The following is a 22,221-nucleotide window of genomic DNA, read 5'->3' on the forward strand; positions in this document are numbered from 1 at the left end:
GTCCAGCGCATGACCCTCCGCATCCGGCCCATCTCCCGCGACGAACACCTCGCCTTCGTGGCGGCCCGCCGCTCCGCCAGCCACATGCAGGTCCCCTCCTGGGGTGACGTGAAGCCGGACTGGCGGGCGGAGAGCCTCGGGTGGTTCGACGAGGAGGGGCGGCAGGCGGGAGCGGGGCTGGTGCTGCTGCGGCCGGTGCCGAAGGTGCGGAAGTACCTCGCCTATCTGCCCGAGGGGCCGTTGATCGACTGGTACGCGGCCGATCTGTGCGACCGCTGGCTGGACCCGCTGCTCGGGTACCTCAAGGGGCGGGGCGCCTTCTCGGTGCGGATGGGCCCGCCCGTCGTCGTCCGCCGGTGGAGCGCCGACGCGGTCAAGGCGGCGATCGCCGACCCGGCGGCGCGGCGGCTGCGGGACGCGGAGGCGACGTCGTGCGAGGCGGGTGCCCTCGACGTGGCGGACCGGCTGCGGCACGGCGGCTGGCGGCAGACCGAACCCGGCGGCGAGGACGGCTTCGCGGCCGGACAACCGCGGTACGTCTTCCAGGTCCCGTTCGCGGGAAGATCGCTGGAGGACGTCCAGCGCGGCCTCAACCAGCAGTGGCGGCGCAACATCAAGAAGGCGGAGAAGGCCGGCGTGAAGGTCGTCCGCGGAGGCTACGAGGATCTGCCCGCCTTCTACGAGCTGTACGCCGAGACCGCCGAGCGCGACCGCTTCCTGCCGCGCCCCCTGCCGTACTTCCAGCGCATGTGGACCGCGCTCACCGCCGAGCACCCCGACCGCATGCGCCTCTACCTCGCCCACCACGACGGCGACGTCCTCGCCGCGGCCACCATGCTCACCGTCGGCGAGCACGTCTGGTACTCCTACGGCGCCTCCACCAGCCGCAAGCGCGAGGTCCAGCCCAACAACGCCATGCAGTGGCGCATGATGACCGACGCCCACGACATGGGCGCCGCCGTCTACGACTTCCGCGGCATCACCGACACCCTGGAGGAGTCCAACCACCTCCTGGGGCTCCTGCGCTTCAAGGCGGGCGCGGGAGGTGAGGCCGTGGAGTACCTCGGGGAGTGGGACTTCCCGCTCAACCGGCTGCTGCACAAGGCGCTGAACCTGTACATGGCCCGCCGCTAGCCCTTTCCGCCCGTACGGAGGGCGTACGGGAACGTACTGGGGTGTACGGGAGCCGACCGCATTCTGGGACAGTCGCATAAACGCTTCACACACCTGACGCAGTCCACTACCCTGGACTGCGTCGTACAGTCAGGTGAACGAACCGCCGACTGAGCCCCACAGTCGAGCCCTCGGCTGAGCCCCGGCTCGGCCCGAGTCCCCGGAAGGCACCGTGAGCACGTCCAGCGCCACCACCCCCTCCACTCCGGCCTCCGGCGTCCCCGCGTCCGCCCCGCAGGGCGCCGCCCCGCGCGGGCGGGGGGCCCTCGGGCCCGTGGGGCTGGTCCTCGCCGGCGGGATCTCGGTGCAGTTCGGCGCCGCGCTCGCCGTGACGCTGATGCCGAGGGCGGGCGCGCTCGGCGTGGTGACCCTGCGGCTGCTGGCGGCGGCGCTGGTGCTGCTGGTGATCTGCCGGCCCAGGCTGCGCGGGCACTCGCGCGCCGACTGGGGCACGGTCGTCGTCTTCGGCCTCACCATGGCCGCGATGAACGGCCTCTTCTACCAGGCCGTCGACCGTATTCCGCTGGGCCTCGCGGTCACCCTCGAAGTGCTCGGTCCGCTCGCCCTCTCGGTCCTCGTCTCCCGCCGCGCGCTCAACCTCGTCTGGGCGGGACTCGCCCTCGCCGGGGTCTTCCTCCTCGGCGGCGGCGGAAGCGGAGGCTTCGGTGACCTCGACCCCGTCGGTGTCGCCTTCGCCCTGGGGGCGGGCGCCATGTGGGCGGCGTACATCGTCTTCAGCGCGCGGACGGGGCGCCGCTTCCCGCAGGCCGACGGGCTCGCGCTGGCGATGGGGGTGGCGGCCCTGGTGTTCCTTCCCCTCGGCGTCGCCGAGTCCGGCGGCAAACTCCTCGACCCGACGACCCTCGCCCTCGGCTCCGCGGTCGCCGTGCTCTCCTCGGTCCTGCCCTACACCCTCGAACTCCTCGCCCTGCGCCGTCTGCCGGCCTCCACCTTCGCGATCCTGATGAGCCTGGAACCGGCGATCGCCGCCACCGCCGGATTCCTGATCCTGAACCAGGCGCTGTCGGTGGTGGAGTCCCTCGCGATCGCTCTGGTCATCGCGGCGAGCATGGGGGCGGTGCGCACCCAGGTGGGGCGGGGGAAGGCCGCGGTGCCGGAGGCCTAGGCCCGAAAGGGCGGCCCCGGTCATCGGGCGGTCAAGCCCGCATCAGCCCGCGGCCAAACGGTCGTATGGGTTGCGCATGCCCCATCCGCTTCACCCGCACATGATCTAATTTGCCCTTTCGTCTCCTGGCTACGGTGGTCCCGCCGATCGTGCACTTGGGTCCACGGGGGAGAGGAGACGGCGGTGGCCACACCGATCCGTTCGCGCCTTCTCGACTACGCAGAGCAGGTCGAGGCGAGGCCGCCCACGGGTGCGGACCTCGTCCGGACTTCGCGCCAGGAGCCCCGCAGATCACGCCTCCTCGACTACATCGACCTCGTCGACCGCGTGGACCGCACCGATCACGTCGAGCACCTCGCGCCCACTGATCCGGCGCGGCCACTCGGCCCGAAGCCGGGGGTCCCGGCGTACGGCACCCCCGTCCTCGTCCCGGCCCATCCCCGTCACGTCGACACGACCGACCCCGACGGCACCCCCACCCGCGTGCCCTTCATCGCGTACGAGCTGTTCGCGCACCCTTCGGACACGACCGTGGCGTTCGCCTTCACCACCCCGCACAGGCTCATGGCGGCGCTCGGTGAGGCCCAGCCCTGGGTGGCCACCTCGCTCGGCCCGCTGGCCGAGGGGATGGCCGCGCAGGGCGTCACCGTGCTGCTCGACCCGCGGATCGCCCCGGGCCGCCCCAACTGGCGGCCGGCCGACCTGGCCGCCCTGGCCCGGCAGGCGCGCTGATGCCGGCCGACTTCAAGGCGATCCTCAGCGACCTCACGTCGATGTCCCGCACCTTCCACGACGAGGCCGTCAACTACCGCAAGCTGCACACCGACGTCGCCCCGCCGGTGGCCGACGGCGGCGACGCCGGGCTCGACCACGCCCTCAAGGAGGTCGCGGAGCTCATCGTCGGCCTGCACACCGGCTTCGCCGACCGGCTGGACGACCACGGCGACAACGTGGCCCACGCCCGCGACTCGTTCCAGCGGCACGACATCGACGTACACGGACTGTTCGAGGACCTGACGGTGGGGGACGGCTGATGGCGGACAGCTGGGTCGGCGGCGACATCGGCGGGCTGCGCACGATGGCCGAGAGGTACAAGAACGCCCGGCAGAAGCTGGACGACGTGGTCCAGCCACTCGGCCGCGCGGTCGAACGCCTCGTGGACGACGCCGGTTGGAAGGGCGAGGCCGCCGAGACGTTCCGCGCCACGTGGAGCGAGGACGCGCTGGCGGCGGGTGCCTTCGCGAGCCTCGTACACAGCGCGGGGGACATCCTCTCCGACCTCGTCGACGCCCTGTCGACCTGTGAGACGGCTCTGCAGAACGCCGAGCACACGGCCACGCGGCAGGGTGTGGCCATGGGGGACAAGGGGGTGCCCCTGGACGTCGTCACGGCCGATCCGCCCGGCGCCGAGGACCGCAAGACCCTCTCCGCGTTGAACGAGTACGCCACGGTGCGGGGGCAGGTCCTGCACACCGCCCAGCAGGCCCGGCTGGTGGCGGCGGACAAGCTGCGCGGACTGTACGCGCAGGTCACGGCACCGGTGTCGACGGGCGACAAGATCACCGTCGCCGACTACCTGCGGGGCCTGTACGCCTACGACGCCGAGGACGCGCGGGCCGGCGGCAAAGAGGCCCGGGCCTCGCTCGACGGTGCCCAGGCAGAGGAGCGGGCCGCGAAGAAGGAGCTGCGCGCGGAGCGGAGGGCCTTCCAGAAGGCGGGCCGGGCGCTGCCGGAGGACCTCCCCGCCAAGGGCGCCTACGCCGACGCGGTCACCCGGGTCGGCGCCCTGCGGGAGGCCGTCGCCCGCGCCGACCACGGCAGTACCGCGCTGCCGTACGACCGGGCCCTGAACGTGAAGCTGGCCGACGCCGCGGACGCGCTGCGCGCGGGCAGGAGTCTGGAGAAGCTTCCGGACTTCCTCAAGGAGGTCCCGGTCCTGGATGTCGCCGCGGCCGGTGCCTGCGGGTTGCTGGAGGCGTCGGACGACCATGACAAGGGGTGGTCGTGGCAGAGGTCCGTGGCCGTGGACGGGGGCGCCAACGTGGCGGGCCTGGCCGCCGGTACGGCCGTCACGGCGGGCCTGGTGGCCCTGGCTCCCGTGGACGTACCCGTGGCCGTGGTGGCCGGGGTCGGCGGTGCGGTGGTGGTCGGCGCGACCGGCGTCATCGACCACGCCCTCCACGAACACTGGAGTGAGGACATCCACGACCGCGGGGTCGTGGGCGGCGTGCTGCACGGCAGCGGCCACGTCCTGTCGGAGACCGGGGACGACTTCGTGCGACTGAAAGACGACGTGTGGCATGGCATCAAAAGCATCTTCTGAGGTCCCCGCCCCCGGCATCCGGCCCCCGATCCCGGCCCTGCCGGGCCTCGGCACGACCTGGTACGAGCGCGGCCCGCGCTACTGGCTGCGCCGCGCCCTCGGCGCCGCGCTCTGGTTCGCCGTCCTGGCCTTCCTCTGCTACCTCGCGCTCGTCCTCTACGGCAGCTTCCGCGAGGACCTGCCACCGACCGTGCGCACCGTGTGGGACTGGGCGCAGGCCGCCGCTTCCTGCGGGGCGTCGGTGTGGGGGTGGCGGGTGCAGCGCCGGGACCACCGCAGGAAACTCCTCGACCCGCCGACCCCCGACCGTGCCCGCCGCGACAAGCAGAACGAGACCCGCCGGTCCGTGGGACTCACTCTCGCCGGCCGGCTCCTGTTCGTGGTCGCGGCGCCCATGATGCCGGCGTTCGCGGCGTGGGGCGTGGGCTGGGCCGCGGCCGCCTTCAGCGTCCGCGAGTACCCGAGCGAGGTGGGCGCCCGCCGCTCGCTGCGGACATAGGCGGCCGGCGGCAGGAGGGGCGAGGAGGGCCCGCCACCCTCGCGGAGAACAAATTCATGCAAGCATGCTTGATTGTTTCTGGCCCCGCTGCCATGCTCCCCCCATGGCCGACCCGACGCCCGTCTTCGACGACCTTCGCGCCGAGAGCGATGAACTCGACCGGCTGGTAGCCGGGTTGAGTCCCGAGGAGTGGGCCCTCGACACTCCCGCCCCGCGCTGGACCATCGCCCACCAGATCGCGCACCTCGCCTGGACCGACCGTGCCTCCCTGCTCGCCGCGACCGACGCGAAGGGGTTCGCGGTGCTGGTGGAGAAGGCGCTGTCCGCACCCGACTCGTTCGTCGACGAGGGGGCGGAGGACGGCGCCCGACTGCCGCCCGTGGAGGTCCTGTCGGGGTGGCGGGAGGGCCGGGCCGCCCTCGACGCGGCGCTGCGCGAGGCGCCGCCCGGCGCCCGTTTCCCCTGGTACGGCCCGCCCATGTCCGCCGCCTCGATGGCCACCGCCCGGCTCATGGAGACCTGGGCCCACGGCCAGGACGTGGCGGACACGCTGGGTGTGGAGCGGCCGCCCACGGACCGGCTCAGGCACGTGGCCCGCATCGGTGTGCGGGCCCGCGACTACGCCTTCGGAATGCGCGGACTGACCCCGCCCGCCGAGGAGTTCCGCGTCGAACTCGCCGCGCCGAGCGGCGACCTGTGGACCTACGGGCCCGACGACGCCTCCCAGCGGGTCACCGGCCCCGCGCTCGACTTCTGCCTCCTGGTCACCTGGCGCGCCCACCGCGACGACCTCGCCGTACGCGCCGACGGCCCCGACGCCGACCGCTGGCTCGACATCGCCCAGGCCTTCGCCGGCCCGCCGGGCACCGGACGCCCGCCGAAGGGGGGCGCCACCCCGTGACCCTGCGCATAGGCAACGCCTCCGGCTTCTACGGCGACCGTTTCGACGCCGTGCGCGAGATGCTCACCGGCGGCGAACTCGACGTCCTCACCGGCGACTACCTCGCCGAGCTCACGATGCTGATCCTGGGCCGCGACCGGCTGAAGGACCCTTGTGCCGGGTACGCCCGCACCTTCCTGGGCCAGTTGGAGGAGTGCCTCGGCCTCGCCCACGAGCGCGGGGTGAGGATCGTGACGAACGCCGGTGGCCTCAACCCCGCCGGACTCGCCGCCAGGACACGGGAGCTGGCCGACAGCCTGGGCCTTCCCGTCCGCGTCGCCCACGTCGAGGGCGACGACCTCACCGCCGCCCACCCCGGCAGCCTCGCCGCCCACGCCTACCTCGGCGGCTTCGGCATCGCCGCCTGTCTGCGCGAGGGCGCCGACGTCGTCGTCACCGGGAGGGTCACGGACGCGGCGCTCGTCACCGGGCCCGCCGCCGCCCACTTCGGGTGGACGCCGACGGACCACGACCGGCTCGCGGGTGCCGTCGTCGCCGGGCACGTACTGGAGTGCGGGACCCAGGCCACCGGCGGCAACTACGCCTTCTTCGCCGACCGGGACGTACGACGGCTGCGCCACCCCGGCTTCCCCCTCGCCGAACTCCACGAGGACGGCACCGCCGTCATCACCAAGCACCCCGGCACCGGCGGCCTCGTCGACGTCGGCACGGTCACCGCCCAACTGCTCTACGAGACCGCCGGCGCCCGGTACGCGGGCCCCGACGTCACCGCCCGCCTCGACACCGTCAGGCTCACTCAGGACGGCCCCGACCGCGTCCGTGTCGACGGCGTCCGCGGCGAGGCCCCGCCCCCGACGCTGAAGGTCGGCCGCAACCGCCTCGGCGGCTTCCGCAACGAGGTCACCTTCGTCCTCACCGGACTGGACATCGAGACCAAGGCCGCGCTCGTGCGCGAACAGATGACGGACGCGATGGCCAAGTCACCGCCCGCCGACATCCGTTGGGACCTCGTCCGCACCGACCGGCCCGACGCCCCCACCGAGGAGACCGCGAGCGCCCTGCTGCGGCTCGTGGTCCGGGACCCGGACCAGGCGGTCGTCGGGCGGGCGTTCAGCGGCGCCGCCGTGGAGCTGGCGCTCGCGAGCTACCCCGGCTTCCACGTGGTGGCGCCCCCGGGGAAGGGCTCGCCCTACGGGGTCTTCGAGGAGGCGTACGTCCCCCAGGAAGCCATCGACCATGTGGCCGTCCTCCACGACGGACGCCGAGCCCCTGTGGCGCCGGCCCACGTGACCCGCGTACTGGAGGACCTGCCGGAGCCACCCCTGCCGGAGCCCGCGCCCCCGGGGCCCACCCGCCGCGCGCCCCTCGGTCTCGTCGCCGGTGCCCGCAGCGGCGACAAGGGCCCGAACGCCAACGTCGGCGTCTGGGCCCGTACCCACGACGCCTGGCGCTGGCTCGCCCACGAGCTGACCGTCGACCGGTTTCGACAACTCATCCCGGAGAGCAGCGGGTTGAAGGTCACCCGGCACGTCCTGCCGGACCTCCGCGCCCTCAACTTCGTCGTCGAGGGCATCCTCGGCGAGGGCGTCGCCGCCCAGCACCGATTCGACCCGCAGGCCAAGGCGCTCGGCGAATGGCTGCGCTCCCGCCACCTGGACATCCCGGAGGCCCTCCTGTGACGGTCATCGACTCCGCCCTGGACACGGGCGGCCCCGACCACCTCGCCCACCGCGAGACCATGCTCGCCAAGCTGGACCAACTGGCGGACGAGCACGCGAAGGCCGTCGCGGGCGGCGGCCCCAAGTACGTCGAACGCCACCGCCGGCGCGGCAAACTCCTCGCCCGGGAACGCGTCGAGCTGCTCCTCGACCCCGACACCCCCTTCCTGGAGCTGTCCCCGCTGGCCGCCTGGGGCAGCGACCACACCGTCGGCGCCTCGCTCGTCACCGGCATCGGTGTCGTCGAGGGTGTGGAGTGCCTGATCACCGCCAACGACCCGACCGTGCGCGGCGGCGCGAGCAACCCGTGGAGCCTGAGGAAGGCGCTCAGGGCCAACGACATCGCGCTCGCCAACCGGCTGCCCTGCATCAGCCTGGTGGAGTCCGGGGGCGCCGACCTGCCCTCCCAGAAGGAGATCTTCATCCCGGGCGGGGCCGTCTTCCGCGACCTCACCCGCCTCTCCGCGGCCGGCGTCCCGACCGTCGCCGTCGTCTTCGGGAACTCGACCGCCGGCGGCGCGTACGTCCCCGGCATGTCCGACCACGTGATCATGGTCAAGGAACGCGCCAAGGTGTTCCTCGGCGGGCCGCCGCTGGTGAAGATGGCCACCGGCGAGGAGAGCGACGACGAGTCCCTGGGCGGCGCGGAGATGCACGCGCGCGTGTCGGGCCTCGCGGACCACTTCGCGGTGGACGAGCGGGACGCCCTGCGGCAGGCGCGCCGCGTGATCGCCCGCCTCAACCACCGCAAGGCGTACGGCGACCCCGGTCCGGCCGCGCCCCCCAAGTACGACGAGGAGGAGCTCCTCGGCATCGTCCCCGGCGATCTGCGCACCCCCTTCGACCCCCGCGAGGTCATCGCCCGGATCGTCGACGCCTCCGACTTCGACGAGTTCAAGCCGCTGTACGGCACCAGCCTCACGACCGGCTGGGCGGCCCTGCACGGCTACCCGGTCGGCATCCTCGCCAACGCCCAGGGCGTCCTGTTCAGCGCGGAGTCCCAGAAGGCCGCCCAGTTCATCCAGCTCGCCAACCAGCGCGACATCCCGCTGCTCTTCCTGCACAACACGACCGGCTACATGGTCGGCAAGGAGTACGAGCAGGGCGGCATCATCAAGCACGGCGCGATGATGATCAACGCGGTCAGCAACAGCCGCGTGCCCCACCTCTCCGTGCTCATGGGCGCGTCCTACGGCGCCGGCCACTACGGCATGTGCGGGCGCGCCTACGACCCCCGGTTCCTCTTCGCCTGGCCCAGCGCCAAGTCGGCCGTCATGGGACCCCAGCAGCTCGCGGGCGTCCTGTCGATCGTCGCCCGGCAGTCCGCCGCGGCGAAGGGACAGCCCTACGACGAGGACGCGGACGCGGCGCTGCGCGCCATGGTGGAGCAGCAGATCGAGTCCGAGTCCCTGCCGATGTTCCTGTCCGGGCGGCTGTACGACGACGGGGTCATCGACCCGCGCGACACCCGCACGGTCCTGGGCCTGTGCCTGTCAGCCATCCACACGGCGCCGTACGAGGGTGCGCGCGGTGGCTTCGGCGTCTTCCGGATGTGAGGGATCACGTGATCGGTACCCTGCTCGTCGCCAACCGGGGCGAGATCGCCTGCCGGGTCTTCCGCACCTGCCGTGAACTCGGCATCCGCACGGTCGCCGTGCACTCGGACGCCGACGAGGACGCGCTGCACGCACGCGTGGCCGACGCGACGGTACGACTGCCGGGCGCGGCGCCCGCCGAGACGTATCTGCGCGGCGACCTGGTCGTGCGGGCCGCCCTCGCCGCCGGCGCGGACGCCGTGCATCCCGGCTACGGCTTCCTGTCCGAGAACGCCGACTTCGCCCGGGCCGTCCTCGACGCGGGCCTGGTCTGGATCGGGCCGCCGCCGGAGGCGATCGAGGCGATGGCGTCCAAGACGCGTGCCAAGGAGCTGATGGGGCTCCCGTCGCTCGGCGAGGTCACCGAGGCCGACCTGCCCGTGCTGGTGAAGGCGGCCGCGGGCGGCGGCGGGCGCGGGATGCGGATCGTGCGCCGGCCGCAGGAGCTGCGTGCCGCGCTGGAGGGCGCGAGCGCCGAGGCCGCCAGTGCCTTCGGGGACGGCGAGGTGTTCGTCGAGCCCTACGTGGAGGGCGGCCGGCACGTCGAGGTGCAGATCCTCGCCGACACGCACGGCACGGTCTGGCCGTTGGGCACCCGGGACTGCTCCCTCCAGCGCCGCCACCAGAAGGTGATCGAGGAAGCCCCCGCACCGGGACTCTCCGAGGAGCTCACCCGGGAACTGCACACGCTGGCCGTGCGCGCCGCCCGTGCCGTCGACTACGTGGGCGCCGGCACGGTCGAGTTCCTGGTCGCCGACGGCCGGGCCCACTTCCTGGAGATGAACACCCGCCTCCAGGTCGAACACCCCGTCACGGAGGCCGTCTTCGGCCTCGACCTGGTCGCGTGGCAGATCCGTGTCGCCGAAGGACACGCCCTCGACGACGACCCCCCACGCGCGCGTGGCCACGCCGTCGAGGCCCGCCTCTACGCCGAGGACCCCGCGAACGACTGGACCCCCCAGACCGGCACCCTGCACCGCCTGACCGTCCCGGACGGCGTCCGCCTCGACACCGGCTACGACGACGGCGACACGATCGGCGTCCACTACGACGCCATGCTCGCCAAGGTCGTCGCCCACGCACCCACGCGCGCGGAGGCGGTCCGCGCACTCGCCGGCGCCCTGGAGCGGGCCACCGTCCACGGCCCGGCCACCAACCGCGACCTCCTCGTCCGCTCCCTGCGCCACGAGGAGTTCACCACGGCCCGCATGAACACCGGCTTCTACGACCGCCACCTCACCGAACTCACCAAGCCGGCACCCGACCCGTACGCCCCGCTGGCCGCCGCCCTCGCCGACGCCCACGGCCGCTCCCGCTTCGGCGGCTGGCGCAACGTCCCCTCCCAGCCCCAGACCAGGCGCTACGCGACGGCCGGCGAGGAGGTCGAGGTCCGCTACCGCCACACCCGGACGGGCCTGGCCGCGGACGGGGTGCGCGTAGTGCACACCGACGCGCGTCGCGTGATCCTCGAAGTGGACGGCGTACGCCGCGGGTTCGAGGTGGCCCGGTACGGCGACCAGGTCCACGTGAACGCCACCCGCCTCACCGCCCTGCCCCGCTTCCCCGACCCGGCCCCCCAGCTGGCGCCGGGCTCCCTGGTGGCCCCGATGCCCGGCACGGTGGTGCGCGTGGCGGGGGGCCTGAGCGAGGGATCCGCCGTCCAGGCCGGGCAGCCCCTCCTGTGGCTGGAGGCGATGAAGATGGAACACAAGATCACGGCCCCGGCGACGGGAACGCTGACCGCCCTGGACGTCGTCCCCGGCCAACAGGTGACGGTGGGCTCACTGCTGGCAGTGGTCCAGCCCACGCAGGAGCGCGAGAAACCGCGCCCCAAGTAGCCGACGCTGGCCCTCAGCCCCGCCAGGGGCGCGGGGAACTGCGCGCCCAGCCACTACGAACCCGCAGCCGAGGGCGGCCCTCAGCCCCCCATGGGCGCGGGGAACTGCGCAACCAGCCCCAACGAACCCGCAGCCGACGCTGGCCCTAAGCCCCCCCCCGGGGGCGCGGGGAACTGCGCGCCCAGCCACTACGAACCCGCAGCCGAGGGCGGCCCTCAGCCCCCCATGGGCGCGGGGAACTGCGCAACCAGCCCCAACGAACCCGCAGACGAAGGAGCCGCATGAGCCCCGTCATCGAATCCGACGAACACAAGGCCCTCCGCGCAGCCGTACGCACCCTCGGCGAACGCCACGGCCGCAACCACGACCGAGAGGCCCTCTGGGCGGAAGCAGGCAAACTCGGATACCTGGGCGTCAACCTCCCGGAGGAGTACGGCGGCGGAGGCGGCGGCATCGCCGAACTCCACCTCGTCCTCGAAGAACTCGGCGCGACCGGCTGCCCTCTCCTCATGATGGTCGTCTCACCGGCGATCTGCGGCACCGTGATCGCCCGCTTCGGCACCGAGGACCAAAAACGCGCGTGGCTCCCCGGCCTCGCCGACGGCACCCGCACCATGGCCTTCGGCATCACCGAACCCGACGCCGGCTCCAACAGCCACCGCATCACCACCACGGCCCGCCGCGACCCGGACACCGGGGACTGGCTCCTGACCGGCCGCAAGGTCTTCATCTCCGGCGTCGACATCGCCGACGCCACCCTCATCGTCGGCCGCACGGAGGACTCCCGCACCGGCCGCCTCAAGCCCTGCCTGTTCATCGTCCCCCGCGACGCCCCCGGCTTCGAACGACGACAGCTGGACATGGAACTCACCGCCGCGGAGAAGCAGTTCGAGCTGACCCTCGACGACGTACGGCTGCCCGCGGAAGCGCTCGTCGGCGACGAGGACGCCGGCCTCCTGCAGCTCTTCGCCGGCCTCAACCCCGAACGCGTCATGACGGCGGCCTTCGCCATCGGAATGGGCCGCTACGCCCTCACACAGGCCATCACCTACGCCCGCGACCGCACCGTGTGGAACACGCCCATCGGCGCCCACCAGGCCATCGCGCACCCCCTCGCCCAGGCGCACATCGACCTCGAACTCGCCCGCCTGATGACGCAGAAGGCGGCCCACCTCTACGACGCCGGGGACGACGTGGGCGCGGGGGAGGCCGCCAACATGGCCAAGTACGCGGCCGGCGAGGCCTGTGTGAAGGCGGTCGACCAGGCCGTGCACACCCTCGGCGGCAACGGCCTCACGCGCGAGTTCGGGCTCGCCTCGTTGATAACGGCCGCCCGCGTGGCTCGTATTGCCCCGGTGAGCCGGGAGATGATTCTCAACTACGTCTCCCACCAGACCCTGGGCCTGCCCAAGTCGTACTGACCGGCCGTGTCGCGCGAGGAGGAACCATGTTCCGCAGCGAGTACGCAGACGTCCCGCCCGTAGCACTCCCCATCCACGAAGCGGTGCTGGGCCGCGCCACCGAGTTCGGCGACGCGCCCGCCCTGATCGACGGCACCGACGGCACCACCCTCACCTACGAGCAGCTGGACCGCTTCCACCGGCGGGTCGCCGCCGCCCTCGCCGAGGCAGGCGTCCGCAAGGGCGACGTCCTCGCCCTGCACAGCCCCAACACCGTCGCCTTCCCGACCGCGTTCTACGCCGCCACGCGCGCGGGGGCCTCCGTCACGACCGTGCACCCGCTCGCCACGCCGGAGGAGTTCGCCAAGCAGCTCACCGACTCCGCCGCCCGCTGGATCGTCACCGTCTCACCGCTCCTGGAGACCGCCCGCAGGGCAGCCGAACTCGCCGGCGGCGTCCGGGAGATCTTCGTCTGCGACAGCGCCCCCGGGCACCGCTCACTCATCGACATGCTGGCGTCCGCCGCGCCCGAGCCGCGCGTCGACATCAACCCCGAGGAGGACGTGGCGGCCCTCCCGTACTCGTCGGGCACCACCGGCGTCCCCAAGGGCGTGATGCTCACCCACCGCCAGATAGCCACCAACCTCGCCCAGCTCGAACCCGCCCTGTCCAACGGCCCAGGCGACCGCATCCTCGCCGTCCTGCCCTTCTTCCACATCTACGGGCTGACGGCCCTCATGAACGGCCCCCTGCGCAACGGCGCCACCGTCGTCGTCCTGCCCCGCTTCGACCTGGAGACGTTCCTCGCGGCCATCCAGAACCACCGCATCACCGGCTTGTACGTCGCCCCGCCGATCGTCCTCGCCCTCGCCAAACACCCCCTCGTCGCGCAGTACGACCTGTCCTCCCTGAAGTACATCCTCAGCGCCGCCGCCCCCCTCGACGCGTCACTCGCGGCCGCCTGCTCACAGCGACTCGGCCTGCCGCCCGTCGGACAGGCGTACGGCATGACGGAGCTGTCCCCGGGCACCCACGTCGTCCCCCTGGACGCCATGCGGAAGGCGCCCGCCGGGACCGTCGGCAAGCTCGTGGCCGGCACCGAGATGCGGATCGTCTCCCTGGACGACCCCGACAAGGACCTGGGCGTCGGCGAGTCCGGCGAGATCCTCATCCGCGGCCCCCAGGTCATGAAGGGCTACCTGGGCCGCCCCGACGCCACCGCCCAGATGATCGACCCCGACGGCTGGCTGCACACCGGGGACGTCGGCCACGTCGACGCCGACGGCTGGCTCTTCGTCGTCGACCGCGTCAAGGAACTCATCAAGTACAAGGGCTTCCAGGTGGCCCCCGCCGAACTGGAGGCACTGCTCCTCACCCACCCCGGCATCGCCGACGCCGCCGTCATCGGCGTCTACGACGACGACCACAACGAGGTCCCGCACGCCTACGTGGTCCGCCAGCCCACCGCGACCGACCTGTCCGAAGGAGAGGTCATGATGTACGTCGCCGAACGCGTCGCCCCCTACAAGCGCGTCCGCCACGTCACCTTCATCGACGGCGTCCCGCGCGCCGCCTCCGGCAAGATCCTGCGCCGGCGACTCAGGGAGCGCACGTGACGGCCCTGGCCCACCCCACGCACGAACGCGGCATCACCACCCTCACCCTGGACTCGCCGCACAACCGCAACGCCCTGTCCGCGCCGCTGGTCCACGAGCTCGCCGACGCGCTGAAGCGGTGCGGCAAGGACGACGGCGTACGCGCCGTCGTCCTCACCCACACCGGCAACACCTTCAGCGCGGGCGCCGACCTGCGCGACCCGCCGCAACCCAAGGCACTGGCCGCCCTGCTCCGGCAGATCGTCAGACTGCGCAAGCCCGTCGTGGCCCGGGTCACCGGCCACGTACGGGCCGGCGGCCTCGGCCTGCTCGGCGCCTGCGACATCGCGGTGGCCGCCGGCACCGCCACCTTCGCCTTCACCGAGGTCCGCGTCGGAGTCGCCCCCGCCCTGATCTCGCTGCCCCTCCTGCCGCGCGTCGACCCCCGCGCCCTGGCCCGCTACTACCTCACCGGCGAGACCTTCGGCCCGGCCGAGGCCGCCCGCATCGGCCTCCTCACCGCGGCCGGCGACCACGCCGACGTCGACGAGGTCCTCGCCCCCGTCCTCGACGGCCTGCGCCGGGCCGCACCGCACGCCCTGGCGGAGACGAAGAAGCTGCTCACGGCTAAGGTGCTGGAGGCCTTCGACCTGGACGCGGGCGAACTGGCCCGGCTCTCGACCCGCCTGTTCGCCTCCGCCGACGCCCGCGAGGGCATGACGGCCTTCCTCGAACGACGGGATCCCGCATGGGTGCTGTGAACACGGCCACCGGCGACCTCGACCACACCGACCACACCGACCACACAGACCGCACAGACCGCACAGACCGCGCCGACCGTGCCGACCGTGCCGACCGCGTCGAACGCGTGCCCAAACAGGACCGCAGCCGGGCCACCCGGCAGCGCCTGCTGGCGGCCGCCGTGGCCTGCCTCGCCGAACACGGCTGGGCGGGTTCCACGGTCTCCGTCGTCGCCGAACGCGCCGGCGTCTCCCGCGGCGCCGCGCAACACCACTTCCCGACCCGCGAGGACCTCTTCACCGCCGCCGTCGAGTACGTCGCCGAAGAACGCTCCACCGCCCTGCGCGCCCTGTTCCCGCAGGGCACGGCCGCCGACGACCGCCGGGCCGTCGTGTCCGCGCTCGTCGACCTCTACACCGGCCCCCTGTTCCGGGCCGCCCTCCAGCTGTGGGCCGCCGCCTCCAACGAGGAGCAACTGCGCCCGCGGGTGACGGAGCTGGAGGCCCGCGTCGGCCGCGAGACCCACCGCATCGCGGTGGACCTGCTGGGCGCCGACGAGTCCCGCCCGGGCGTACGCGAGACCGTCCAAGGCCTGCTCGACATGGCCCGGGGCCTCGGCCTCGCCAACCTCCTCACCGACGACGCAGGCCGCCGGGACCGGGTCCTGACCCAGTGGGCGGCCCTCCTGGACGACGCGCTGGGCTGACGGAGAGGACCGAGCGTCCCGGACCACGCACGGGCTACGGACTGAGCCGCTCCACCTGCCAGCTGCCGTCCGCCCGCGCCACGTACCGGAGACGGTCGTGCAGCCGGTTCTCCCGGCCCTGCCAGAACTCCACCGCCTGCGGCGCCACCCGGAACCCGCCCCAGTGCGCCGGCACCGGAACCGGCTCGCCCTCCGGATAACGGGCGGCCAGCTCCGCGTAGGCCGACTCCAGGTCGGCGCGGCTCGCGATCACCGAGGACTGGGCGCTCGCCCAGGCACCGAGACGGGAGCCGTGCGGCCGGGTGCGGAAGTACGCGGCGGTCTCGTCCCGCCCGGTGCGCCGGGCCACGCCCGTGACGATGACCTGGCGGGCCATGGGATGCCACGGGAACAGCAGCGACACGTACGGGTTCGAGGCGAGGTCGTGGGCCTTGCGGGAGTCGTAGTTGGTGTAGAAGACGAAACCCTGCTCGTCGAAGTGCTTCAGCAGCACCGTGCGCGAGCTGGGCCGGCCCTCCGCGTCCGCCGTCGAGACGATCATCGCGTTCGGCTCGAAGAGGCGCCCCTCCGTCGCCGCCTGCTTGAACCAGCGCGCGAACTGCTCGACGGGGGTGGCGGCCAGATCGGCCTCGGCCAGGCCCTCGGCCCGGTACTGCATGCGCATGGCGGCAGGATCGAGGGAGGGATCGAAGGCGTCGTCTCGGTCGGTCACCCCGGTCATCCTGCCGTATGGGCGGACGCCGTTCGGCACGGTGTCCTTGATCACTGGCTGGCACTGAGTGCCGCAACCTCTCCCCAAGGGTGGCACCCGGGGATTATCGTGCTGAGTCCCTCTCGGTTGGGTGACCGCCGGCCGCGTGGGGCATCACAGTGGTACCGCCCAGGACCGCGAGTCTCGGAGACGACCGTGGATCCATGCGGCGGACGCCGTCAACCATCACGAGGAGCCGCCTGATGTCCGACTTCGTACCCGGACTCGAAGGAGTCGTCGCGTTCGAGACGGAGATCGCCGAACCCGACAAGGAAGGCGGCGCACTCCGGTACCGGGGCGTCGACATCGAGGACCTCGTCGGGCACGTCTCGTTCGGCAACGTGTGGGGACTGCTCGTCGACGGAGCCTTCAACCCCGGCCTGCCGCCCGCCGAGCCGTTCCCCATCCCCGTGCACTCCGGTGACATCCGGGTGGACGTCCAGTCCGCGCTCGCCATGCTCGCGCCCGTCTGGGGCCTGAAGCCGCTGCTGGACATCGACGCCGAACGCGCCCGCGAGGACCTCGCCCGGGCCGCCGTCATGGCGCTGTCCTACGTCGCCCAGTCCGCGCGCGGCCAGGGCAGGCCCATGGTTCCGCAGCGGGAGATCGACAAGGCGCAGTCCGTCGTCGAGCGCTTCATGATCCGCTGGCGCGGCGAGCCCGACCCCAAGCACGTGGCGGCCGTGGACGCCTACTGGACGTCCGCCGCCGAGCACGGCATGAACGCCTCCACCTTCACGGCCCGCGTGATCGCCTCGACCGGTGCGGACGTGGCGGCGGCCCTGTCCGGAGCCGTCGGCGCGATGTCCGGCCCGCTGCACGGCGGCGCCCCCTCCCGCGTCCTGCACATGATCGAGGAGATCGAGCGGACCGGCGACGCCGAGGCGTACGTCAAGCGGGCCCTGGACAAGGGCGAGCGTCTGATGGGCTTCGGCCACCGCGTGTACCGCGCCGAGGACCCGCGGGCCCGCGTCCTGCGCCGCACGGCCCGCGAACTCGGCGCCCCGCGCTTCGAGATCGCCGAGGCCCTGGAGAAGGCCGCCCTGGCGGAGCTGCACGCCCGCCGCCCGGACCGCGTCCTGGCCACCAACGTCGAGTTCTGGGCCGCCATCATCCTGGACTTCGCCGAGGTCCCGGCCCACATGTTCACGTCGATGTTCACCTGCGCCCGTACGGCCGGCTGGTCGGCCCACATCCTGGAGCAGAAGCGCACCGGCCGTCTCGTCCGCCCCTCCGCCCGCTACATCGGCCCGGGCACCCGCGACCCGCGGGAGATCGAGGGCTACGGCGACATCGCGCGCTGAGCCCGCCGGCGGGAACGCAGACGACCCGCGAGCTCGGGTCCTCCGCCTGACGGCGGAGAAGCCGGCCGGACGTACCGGCGAGCTCGCGGGTCGGGTGACTGCATTGGGATTGGGCCGGCTGCGTGTTTCTCGCACACGCTGGTCCGGCACCGCACTCGGTGTGGTGACGGGCCGCTAGCCCGCAGCCACCTCGCGCGTCCGGGTTTCACTCATGTACCCGATCACCTCCTTTCGGCGTGCCCCACACATTAGGAAGCGGCCGGGCACGGATCAACCCGTTTTTTTCCGGTGAAGCCGGTTCCCGTGAATTTCATGTCTTCCGACGAGGGGAGTGGGTGTGGTGGCCGACCTGCGGATCGACGTGGTCGACGGTGACCGCATGCTCAAGCAGTGGCGGTACGTGCACAACGTGATCGTGCCGCCCGCCGCGATGGGGCTCGACGAGGTGCGGGAGCGCAGTGGACGGTACCGGCTGGAGAACGCGTATCTCGGTGAGGAGCTCGTCGGCTGTTCCACCGTGCGGCCACCGGAGGGCGAGGAGGGCGTGGCGACCGTCATCGCGCGCGTGCTGCCCGGGTTCCGGCGGCGGGGGTTCGGGACGGCGCTCTACGAGAAGGGGCTCGCCCACGCGCGCGTGCTGGGGGCGCGGGTGATCGAGACGTGCGTGCTGGCCGCCAATGACGACGGGGTGCGGTTCGCGGAGGTCTGCGGGTTCGTGGAGGTCGACCGGTACGTGCTGGACGGGGAAACCGATCTGTGGCTGGACCTGCGGCTGGTGCGGGCCGCAGGGTAGAGGTGAGGGCACCGGGACGGGACCGGCGCACAACGATTCCCTCAATCTTGTGGGAACCCGGTGTGTGCTGCGTCACGTTCACGTTAGATGATTGCCAGTGAGTGAACCGACGTGCCGTACGTGCGGACGCGGCAGCCTGCAGGGGGTCCAGGTGAGTGCTTCCCGGCGTAGTGGGACCACCGACGAGATCGGGCCGGACGAGCCCGAGCGGGACGGCCCGGAGGGCTCGGACGGCTCGGATCTGCTGGCCGCGCTGCTCGACGGGATGGACGCGGCCCTGTGTGCCTTCGACGCGGACGGCGTGGTGACGCACTGGAACCGCGAGGCCGAGCGGATCCTCGGATGGAGTGCCGCCGAGGCCGTCGGGCGGCACGGGTTCGCCGGGTGGGCGGTGCGCAGCGCCGACGCCGAGGAGGTGGAGGGGCGGCTGCTGTCCGCCATGCACGCCCCGGGCCGCCAGGTGCACGAGTTCGCGCTGCTGACCAAGGACGGCGGCCGGGTGCTCGTGCGCACCCAGTCGGCGGCCGTACGCGGGCCGGACGGCAAGCCCGCGGGGCTGTACTGCGCCTTCAGCGAGGTGCACACGCAGATCGACCTGGAGCGGTCCATCGCGCTGAGCGAGGCCCTGTTCGAGGACGCGTCCTGGGGTGTCGTGCTGGTCGACGCGGATCTGCGCCCCGCCGTGGTCAACGCGCACGCGGCCCGGGCGCTGGGCATCGGGCGTACGTCCGTCCTGGGGCGCCCTCTCGGGGACCTGCTCGCCCAGGGTGTGGAGGAGCTGGAGAGCGCGCTCACCCATGTGCTGGCGGAGGGAGCGCCGCCCGCGCCCGCCGAGATCTGGGTGAGCGTGCGCACCCCGGACGGCGAGCAGCGGCGCTGCTGGCGCTGCGGCTTCGTGCGGCTGGCGTCACCGCTCACGGAGGAACCCGTGCCGCTCGGCGTGGGCTGGCTCTTCCAGGACGTCACGGAGGGCAAGCAGGGCGAGCAGGAGGCGTCGCTGCTGCGGTTCCGTACCAATCAGCTGCACCGGGCCGCCCGGGCCGCCGGTGAGTGCGAGGACCCGCGGGAGGCGGCCGCCGTCCACCTGGACTTCGCGCTCGCCGGGTTCGCCGACCACGCGCTGGTCGACCGGGTGGCGGGCGGTGCGGTGGCGGACGGCGAGACCGACTCCGTACGGCTGGTCCGGGTCGTGGCGACACCCTCCGGGGCGCCCGGGCCGAGCCTGCTGACGGGGCAGGCGGGGCTGCCGGTGCGGTACGGGCAGGGGCATCCGGCGTTGCAGTGCGTGGAGCGGGCCGGGTCGGTGCGGGCGAGTGTGGGGGCCGTGCGGGCGGAGGAGGCCCGTGAGTGGGCCGAGGCCCGGCAGTGGCCGCCGGACGCGGTGCACGCGCTGTGCGCGGTGCTGCGCAGCCGCGGCCGGACGCTCGGAGTCGTGACGTTTCTGCGGGGGGCCGGGCGGAGCCGGTTCGAGCGGCAGGACGCGGTGTACGCGGAGGATGTCGCCGTGCGGATCGGGTCGGCGTTGGATCTGGCCGAGGTGCTGGGGCGGGGGTAGCGGAGCCGGGGCGGGAGTAACGGGCCGGGCTGCCCGGGCAGGCTGCCCCGGGCAGGGGCCGGGGATCAGCGCCGGTAGAAGATCCGCTCTGCGTACTCCTCGAACACCCGCCCGTTCCACTCGTGTCCCCCGTCCACGTTCCCCGAGCGCAGCAGCGGCGGCTCGATGCCGCGGTCGGCCAGGGTGCTCGCCGTGGTGGCCATGACCGCCTGGAGGAGGGCCGCGGTGACGACGGTGGAGGCGGGGGCGAAGGGCGCCGGGACGGTGTCGAGGGTGAGTTCCGCGTCGCCGACGGCGATCTTCGAGTCGAGGACGAGGTCGCAGTGGTCCTTGAGGTACGTGCCGGACACGTGCCGGGACGTCGTCTCGGTGGCGTAGGCCACCGAGGTCACGCCGATGACCTTCACGCCCAGGGCGCGGGCGTGCGACGCCATCTCGACCGGGAGGGCGTTGCGGCCGGAGAGGGAGATGATCACGAGGGCGTCGCCCGCGCGGAGCGGGGAGGAGTCCAGGACGGCGCTCGCCAGGCCGTCGACGCGCTCCAGGGCGGAGCCGAGCGTGGCGGGCATGACGTCGACGCCGACGGCACCGGGGACGGCCAGCAGGTTCATGAGGGCGAGACCGCCGGCCCGGTAGACGACGTCCTGGGCGGGGAGCGAGGAGTGCCCGGCGCCGAAGGCGAAGAGCCGGCCGCCGTTTGCGACGGTGTCCGCGAGCAGCACGCCGGCCGCTTCGATGTTCCCGGCCTCCTCGTCCCGGACCCGCTGCAGCAGGCCGATCGCGGCGTCGAGGAACTGCCCGGCCGGCTTGCTGTCGCTCATGCGGAGCCCCTTCGGAGCGTCGTGAGTCTGTGTCGCGGATCACGGTGCGGTCTGGACCAGTGGGATGTCAATACGGGGTTGGAATGCCCGGTGCCACGCGCCCGGGGCCTCTTCGTGGCGACGGCGCGGCACGCTTGTCATCGGTATCCGGCAGAATTGGTGTCAGGGCCAGCGCACAAGCCGGGAAGCTGTCGTGCTTCCGGCAGATCTCATCAAGGGGCACGTATGTCCGGACTGATCGACACCACGGAGATGTATCTCCGCACCATCCTCGAGCTGGAGGAGGAAGGTGTGGTCCCCATGCGCGCCCGGATCGCCGAGCGACTCGACCAGAGCGGACCGACGGTCAGCCAGACGGTGGCGCGGATGGAGCGCGACGGTCTGGTGGCCGTCGCCAGCGACCGTCACCTGGAACTCACGGACGAGGGCCGCCGGCTCGCCACGCGGGTGATGCGCAAGCACCGGCTCGCCGAGTGTCTGCTCGTCGACGTGATCGGTCTGGAGTGGGAGCAGGTGCACGCCGAGGCCTGTCGCTGGGAGCACGTGATGAGCGAGGCCGTCGAGCGGCGGGTCCTCGAGCTGCTGCGCCACCCCACCGAGTCGCCGTACGGCAACCCCATCCCGGGGCTGGAGGAGCTGGGCGAGAAGGACGGCGCCGACCCCTTCCTGGACGAGGGCATGGTGTCGCTGGCCGACCTCGACCCGGGGGTGGAGGGCAAGACGGTCGTGGTGCGCCGGATCGGCGAGCCGATCCAGACGGACGCGCAGCTGATGTACACGCTGCGTCGGGCGGGTGTGCAGCCCGGCTCGGTGGTGAGCGTGACGGAGTCGCCGGGCGGGGTGCTCGTCGGCAGCGGTGGTGAGGCGGCGGAGCTGGAGGCGGACGTGGCCTCGCACGTGTTCGTCGCGAAGCGCTGACCGGCCGGTGGGGCGAGCGGCCCTGACCTCCGCCGTCTCAACTTCCGAGACCGGTGGGGCAGTTGTGGTCTCCTGGCGATCACGTCGCCTCCGAGATTCACTGTGCCGAATCGCAGCGCTCGGACGCTTCCCGTGCGAGGCTGTCGCGTGAGGCATATGACCTGAGGGCTCTTGGCCGTGGTCCGGCAGCGATGTCGCGACCGGCCGGGGAGGGGGCGGGAAGATGTGCCGCAGACGTGCGGAGGGCCCCGGCGCCTTATGGCGCCGGGGCCTGTCCTCCCCTGTGCTGACCCGGAGCCCCGAGCTCTCAGGGTCATCCCCTTCGGACCGTTTTCCCCGAGCGGTCCGCCTCCCGTTGAAGATCTCCCCTCGGCTGCGGCGATCATTCCTTGAGGGTGGTCACTCGAACGAGGGGTGTTGTCGGCGAGAACAGCATTCTCGAATGGGTATTCGATAGTCTGCGT

The 22,221-nt window shown here is 72.7% G+C and carries 20 protein-coding genes; 18 read left to right on the forward strand and 2 right to left on the reverse strand.

Annotated features, from left to right (window positions below):
- The first annotated feature begins 9 nt into the window (after nucleotides 1-9).
- The 14 genes from AQJ84_RS19290 (at nucleotide 10) to AQJ84_RS19355 (ending at nucleotide 15,615) form a co-directional block, all read left to right on the forward strand.
- On the forward strand, nucleotides 10-1,134 hold the full coding sequence (locus tag AQJ84_RS19290; RefSeq protein ID WP_053191088.1) for a lipid II:glycine glycyltransferase FemX: 1,125 nt from the start codon (nucleotides 10-12) through the stop codon (nucleotides 1,132-1,134).
- Between the two features lie 211 nt (nucleotides 1,135-1,345).
- Nucleotides 1,346-2,299, forward strand: coding sequence for an EamA family transporter (locus tag AQJ84_RS19295; protein ID WP_030042514.1), 954 nt, complete (start codon nucleotides 1,346-1,348; stop codon nucleotides 2,297-2,299).
- A gap of 183 nt (nucleotides 2,300-2,482) precedes the next feature.
- Nucleotides 2,483-3,031 (forward strand): SAV_915 family protein, encoded by a 549-nt coding sequence (locus tag AQJ84_RS44205; RefSeq protein WP_225877334.1) that lies wholly within the window; start codon nucleotides 2,483-2,485, stop codon nucleotides 3,029-3,031.
- A complete protein-coding gene (locus AQJ84_RS19305) occupies nucleotides 3,031-3,333 on the forward strand; it encodes a DUF6317 family protein (protein ID WP_030042512.1) in 303 nt (100 codons plus the stop codon). The genes AQJ84_RS44205 and AQJ84_RS19305 overlap by 1 nt, the downstream gene beginning before the upstream one ends.
- Nucleotides 3,333-4,622, forward strand: a complete 1,290-nt coding sequence (locus tag AQJ84_RS19310; protein WP_053191090.1) for a WXG100 family type VII secretion target — start codon at nucleotides 3,333-3,335, stop codon at nucleotides 4,620-4,622. Before AQJ84_RS19305 ends, AQJ84_RS19310 begins: the two co-directional genes overlap by 1 nt.
- Nucleotides 4,600-5,121 (forward strand): hypothetical protein, encoded by a 522-nt coding sequence (locus tag AQJ84_RS19315; RefSeq protein ID WP_053191092.1) that lies wholly within the window; start codon nucleotides 4,600-4,602, stop codon nucleotides 5,119-5,121. The genes AQJ84_RS19310 and AQJ84_RS19315 overlap by 23 nt, the downstream gene beginning before the upstream one ends.
- 103 nt (nucleotides 5,122-5,224) lie before the next feature.
- Complete coding sequence (locus AQJ84_RS19320; RefSeq protein WP_030042506.1) at nucleotides 5,225-6,022, forward strand: TIGR03084 family metal-binding protein; 798 nt, start codon at nucleotides 5,225-5,227, stop codon at nucleotides 6,020-6,022.
- Nucleotides 6,019-7,701 carry an acyclic terpene utilization AtuA family protein gene (locus AQJ84_RS19325; protein ID WP_030042505.1) on the forward strand — a complete coding sequence of 561 codons (1,683 nt, stop codon included), beginning with the start codon at nucleotides 6,019-6,021 and terminating at the stop codon, nucleotides 7,699-7,701. Before AQJ84_RS19320 ends, AQJ84_RS19325 begins: the two co-directional genes overlap by 4 nt.
- Nucleotides 7,698-9,296, forward strand: a complete 1,599-nt coding sequence (locus tag AQJ84_RS19330; RefSeq protein ID WP_053191094.1) for an acyl-CoA carboxylase subunit beta — start codon at nucleotides 7,698-7,700, stop codon at nucleotides 9,294-9,296. Before AQJ84_RS19325 ends, AQJ84_RS19330 begins: the two co-directional genes overlap by 4 nt.
- 8 nt (nucleotides 9,297-9,304) lie before the next feature.
- The gene (locus tag AQJ84_RS19335) at nucleotides 9,305-11,173 is read left to right on the forward strand and encodes an ATP-binding protein (protein WP_053191096.1); all 1,869 of its coding nucleotides are present in this window, start codon (nucleotides 9,305-9,307) and stop codon (nucleotides 11,171-11,173) included.
- Nucleotides 11,174-11,454: 281 nt separating this feature from the next.
- Entirely contained in the window at nucleotides 11,455-12,594 is a 1,140-nt protein-coding gene (locus tag AQJ84_RS19340) for an acyl-CoA dehydrogenase family protein (RefSeq protein ID WP_030042499.1), read from the forward strand.
- A 26-nt stretch (nucleotides 12,595-12,620) separates the two neighbouring features.
- Complete coding sequence (locus AQJ84_RS19345; RefSeq protein ID WP_030042498.1) at nucleotides 12,621-14,189, forward strand: 4-coumarate--CoA ligase family protein; 1,569 nt, start codon at nucleotides 12,621-12,623, stop codon at nucleotides 14,187-14,189.
- Nucleotides 14,186-14,929 carry an enoyl-CoA hydratase family protein gene (locus tag AQJ84_RS19350; protein WP_030042497.1) on the forward strand — a complete coding sequence of 248 codons (744 nt, stop codon included), beginning with the start codon at nucleotides 14,186-14,188 and terminating at the stop codon, nucleotides 14,927-14,929. Before AQJ84_RS19345 ends, AQJ84_RS19350 begins: the two co-directional genes overlap by 4 nt.
- Nucleotides 14,917-15,615, forward strand: coding sequence for a TetR/AcrR family transcriptional regulator (locus AQJ84_RS19355; protein WP_225889109.1), 699 nt, complete (start codon nucleotides 14,917-14,919; stop codon nucleotides 15,613-15,615). The genes AQJ84_RS19350 and AQJ84_RS19355 overlap by 13 nt, the downstream gene beginning before the upstream one ends.
- A 34-nt stretch (nucleotides 15,616-15,649) precedes the next feature.
- Here the strand turns inward: AQJ84_RS19355 and pdxH are convergent, their stop codons facing one another.
- The gene (pdxH, locus tag AQJ84_RS19360; RefSeq protein ID WP_030042496.1) at nucleotides 15,650-16,336 is read right to left on the reverse strand and encodes a pyridoxamine 5'-phosphate oxidase; all 687 of its coding nucleotides are present in this window, start codon (nucleotides 16,334-16,336) and stop codon (nucleotides 15,650-15,652) included.
- A 233-nt stretch (nucleotides 16,337-16,569) separates the two neighbouring features.
- Between pdxH and AQJ84_RS19365 the strand changes: the two genes are divergently transcribed.
- The 3 genes from AQJ84_RS19365 to AQJ84_RS19375 all read left to right on the forward strand — a co-directional run bounded on the left by AQJ84_RS19365 (nucleotide 16,570) and on the right by AQJ84_RS19375 (nucleotide 20,018).
- Nucleotides 16,570-17,670, forward strand: a complete 1,101-nt coding sequence (locus AQJ84_RS19365) for a citrate synthase 2 (RefSeq protein WP_030042495.1) — start codon at nucleotides 16,570-16,572, stop codon at nucleotides 17,668-17,670.
- Nucleotides 17,671-18,010: 340 nt separating this feature from the next.
- Nucleotides 18,011-18,463, forward strand: a complete 453-nt coding sequence (locus AQJ84_RS19370; RefSeq protein ID WP_030042494.1) for a GNAT family N-acetyltransferase — start codon at nucleotides 18,011-18,013, stop codon at nucleotides 18,461-18,463.
- Between the two features lie 151 nt (nucleotides 18,464-18,614).
- Nucleotides 18,615-20,018: a PAS domain-containing protein gene (locus AQJ84_RS19375; RefSeq protein ID WP_053191098.1), complete on the forward strand. Its 1,404-nt coding sequence runs from the start codon at nucleotides 18,615-18,617 to the stop codon at nucleotides 20,016-20,018.
- Nucleotides 20,019-20,083: 65 nt separating this feature from the next.
- Here AQJ84_RS19375 and AQJ84_RS19380 read toward each other — a convergent pair whose 3' ends face one another.
- Nucleotides 20,084-20,839, reverse strand: a complete 756-nt coding sequence (locus AQJ84_RS19380) for an SIS domain-containing protein (RefSeq protein WP_030042491.1) — start codon at nucleotides 20,837-20,839, stop codon at nucleotides 20,084-20,086.
- Between the two features lie 225 nt (nucleotides 20,840-21,064).
- On the opposite strand from AQJ84_RS19380, the gene AQJ84_RS19385 reads away from it, so the two are divergent.
- Nucleotides 21,065-21,757: a metal-dependent transcriptional regulator gene (locus tag AQJ84_RS19385; protein WP_030042490.1), complete on the forward strand. Its 693-nt coding sequence runs from the start codon at nucleotides 21,065-21,067 to the stop codon at nucleotides 21,755-21,757.
- Nucleotides 21,758-22,221: the final 464 nt, after the last annotated feature.

The organism is Streptomyces resistomycificus, from assembly GCF_001514265.1.
Lineage (GTDB): Bacteria > Actinomycetota > Actinomycetes > Streptomycetales > Streptomycetaceae > Streptomyces > Streptomyces resistomycificus.

Bases quoted from the DNA above. Each gene is read 5' to 3' on its own strand.
- AQJ84_RS19355 (WP_225889109.1), top strand. From the start codon at position 14,917: ATGGGTGCTGTGAACACGGCCACCGGCGACCTCGACCACACCGACCAC.
- AQJ84_RS19315 (WP_053191092.1), top strand. From the start codon at position 4,600: ATGGCATCAAAAGCATCTTCTGAGGTCCCCGCCCCCGGCATCCGGCCC.
- AQJ84_RS19290 (WP_053191088.1), top strand. From the start codon at position 10: ATGACCCTCCGCATCCGGCCCATCTCCCGCGACGAACACCTCGCCTTC.
- AQJ84_RS19320 (WP_030042506.1), top strand. From the start codon at position 5,225: ATGGCCGACCCGACGCCCGTCTTCGACGACCTTCGCGCCGAGAGCGAT.
- AQJ84_RS19310 (WP_053191090.1), top strand. From the start codon at position 3,333: ATGGCGGACAGCTGGGTCGGCGGCGACATCGGCGGGCTGCGCACGATG.
- AQJ84_RS19380 (WP_030042491.1), bottom strand. From the start codon at position 20,839: ATGAGCGACAGCAAGCCGGCCGGGCAGTTCCTCGACGCCGCGATCGGC.
- pdxH (WP_030042496.1), bottom strand. From the start codon at position 16,336: ATGACCGGGGTGACCGACCGAGACGACGCCTTCGATCCCTCCCTCGAT.
- AQJ84_RS19305 (WP_030042512.1), top strand. From the start codon at position 3,031: ATGCCGGCCGACTTCAAGGCGATCCTCAGCGACCTCACGTCGATGTCC.
- AQJ84_RS19365 (WP_030042495.1), top strand. From the start codon at position 16,570: ATGTCCGACTTCGTACCCGGACTCGAAGGAGTCGTCGCGTTCGAGACG.
- AQJ84_RS19345 (WP_030042498.1), top strand. From the start codon at position 12,621: ATGTTCCGCAGCGAGTACGCAGACGTCCCGCCCGTAGCACTCCCCATC.
- AQJ84_RS19385 (WP_030042490.1), top strand. From the start codon at position 21,065: ATGTCCGGACTGATCGACACCACGGAGATGTATCTCCGCACCATCCTC.
- AQJ84_RS19340 (WP_030042499.1), top strand. From the start codon at position 11,455: ATGAGCCCCGTCATCGAATCCGACGAACACAAGGCCCTCCGCGCAGCC.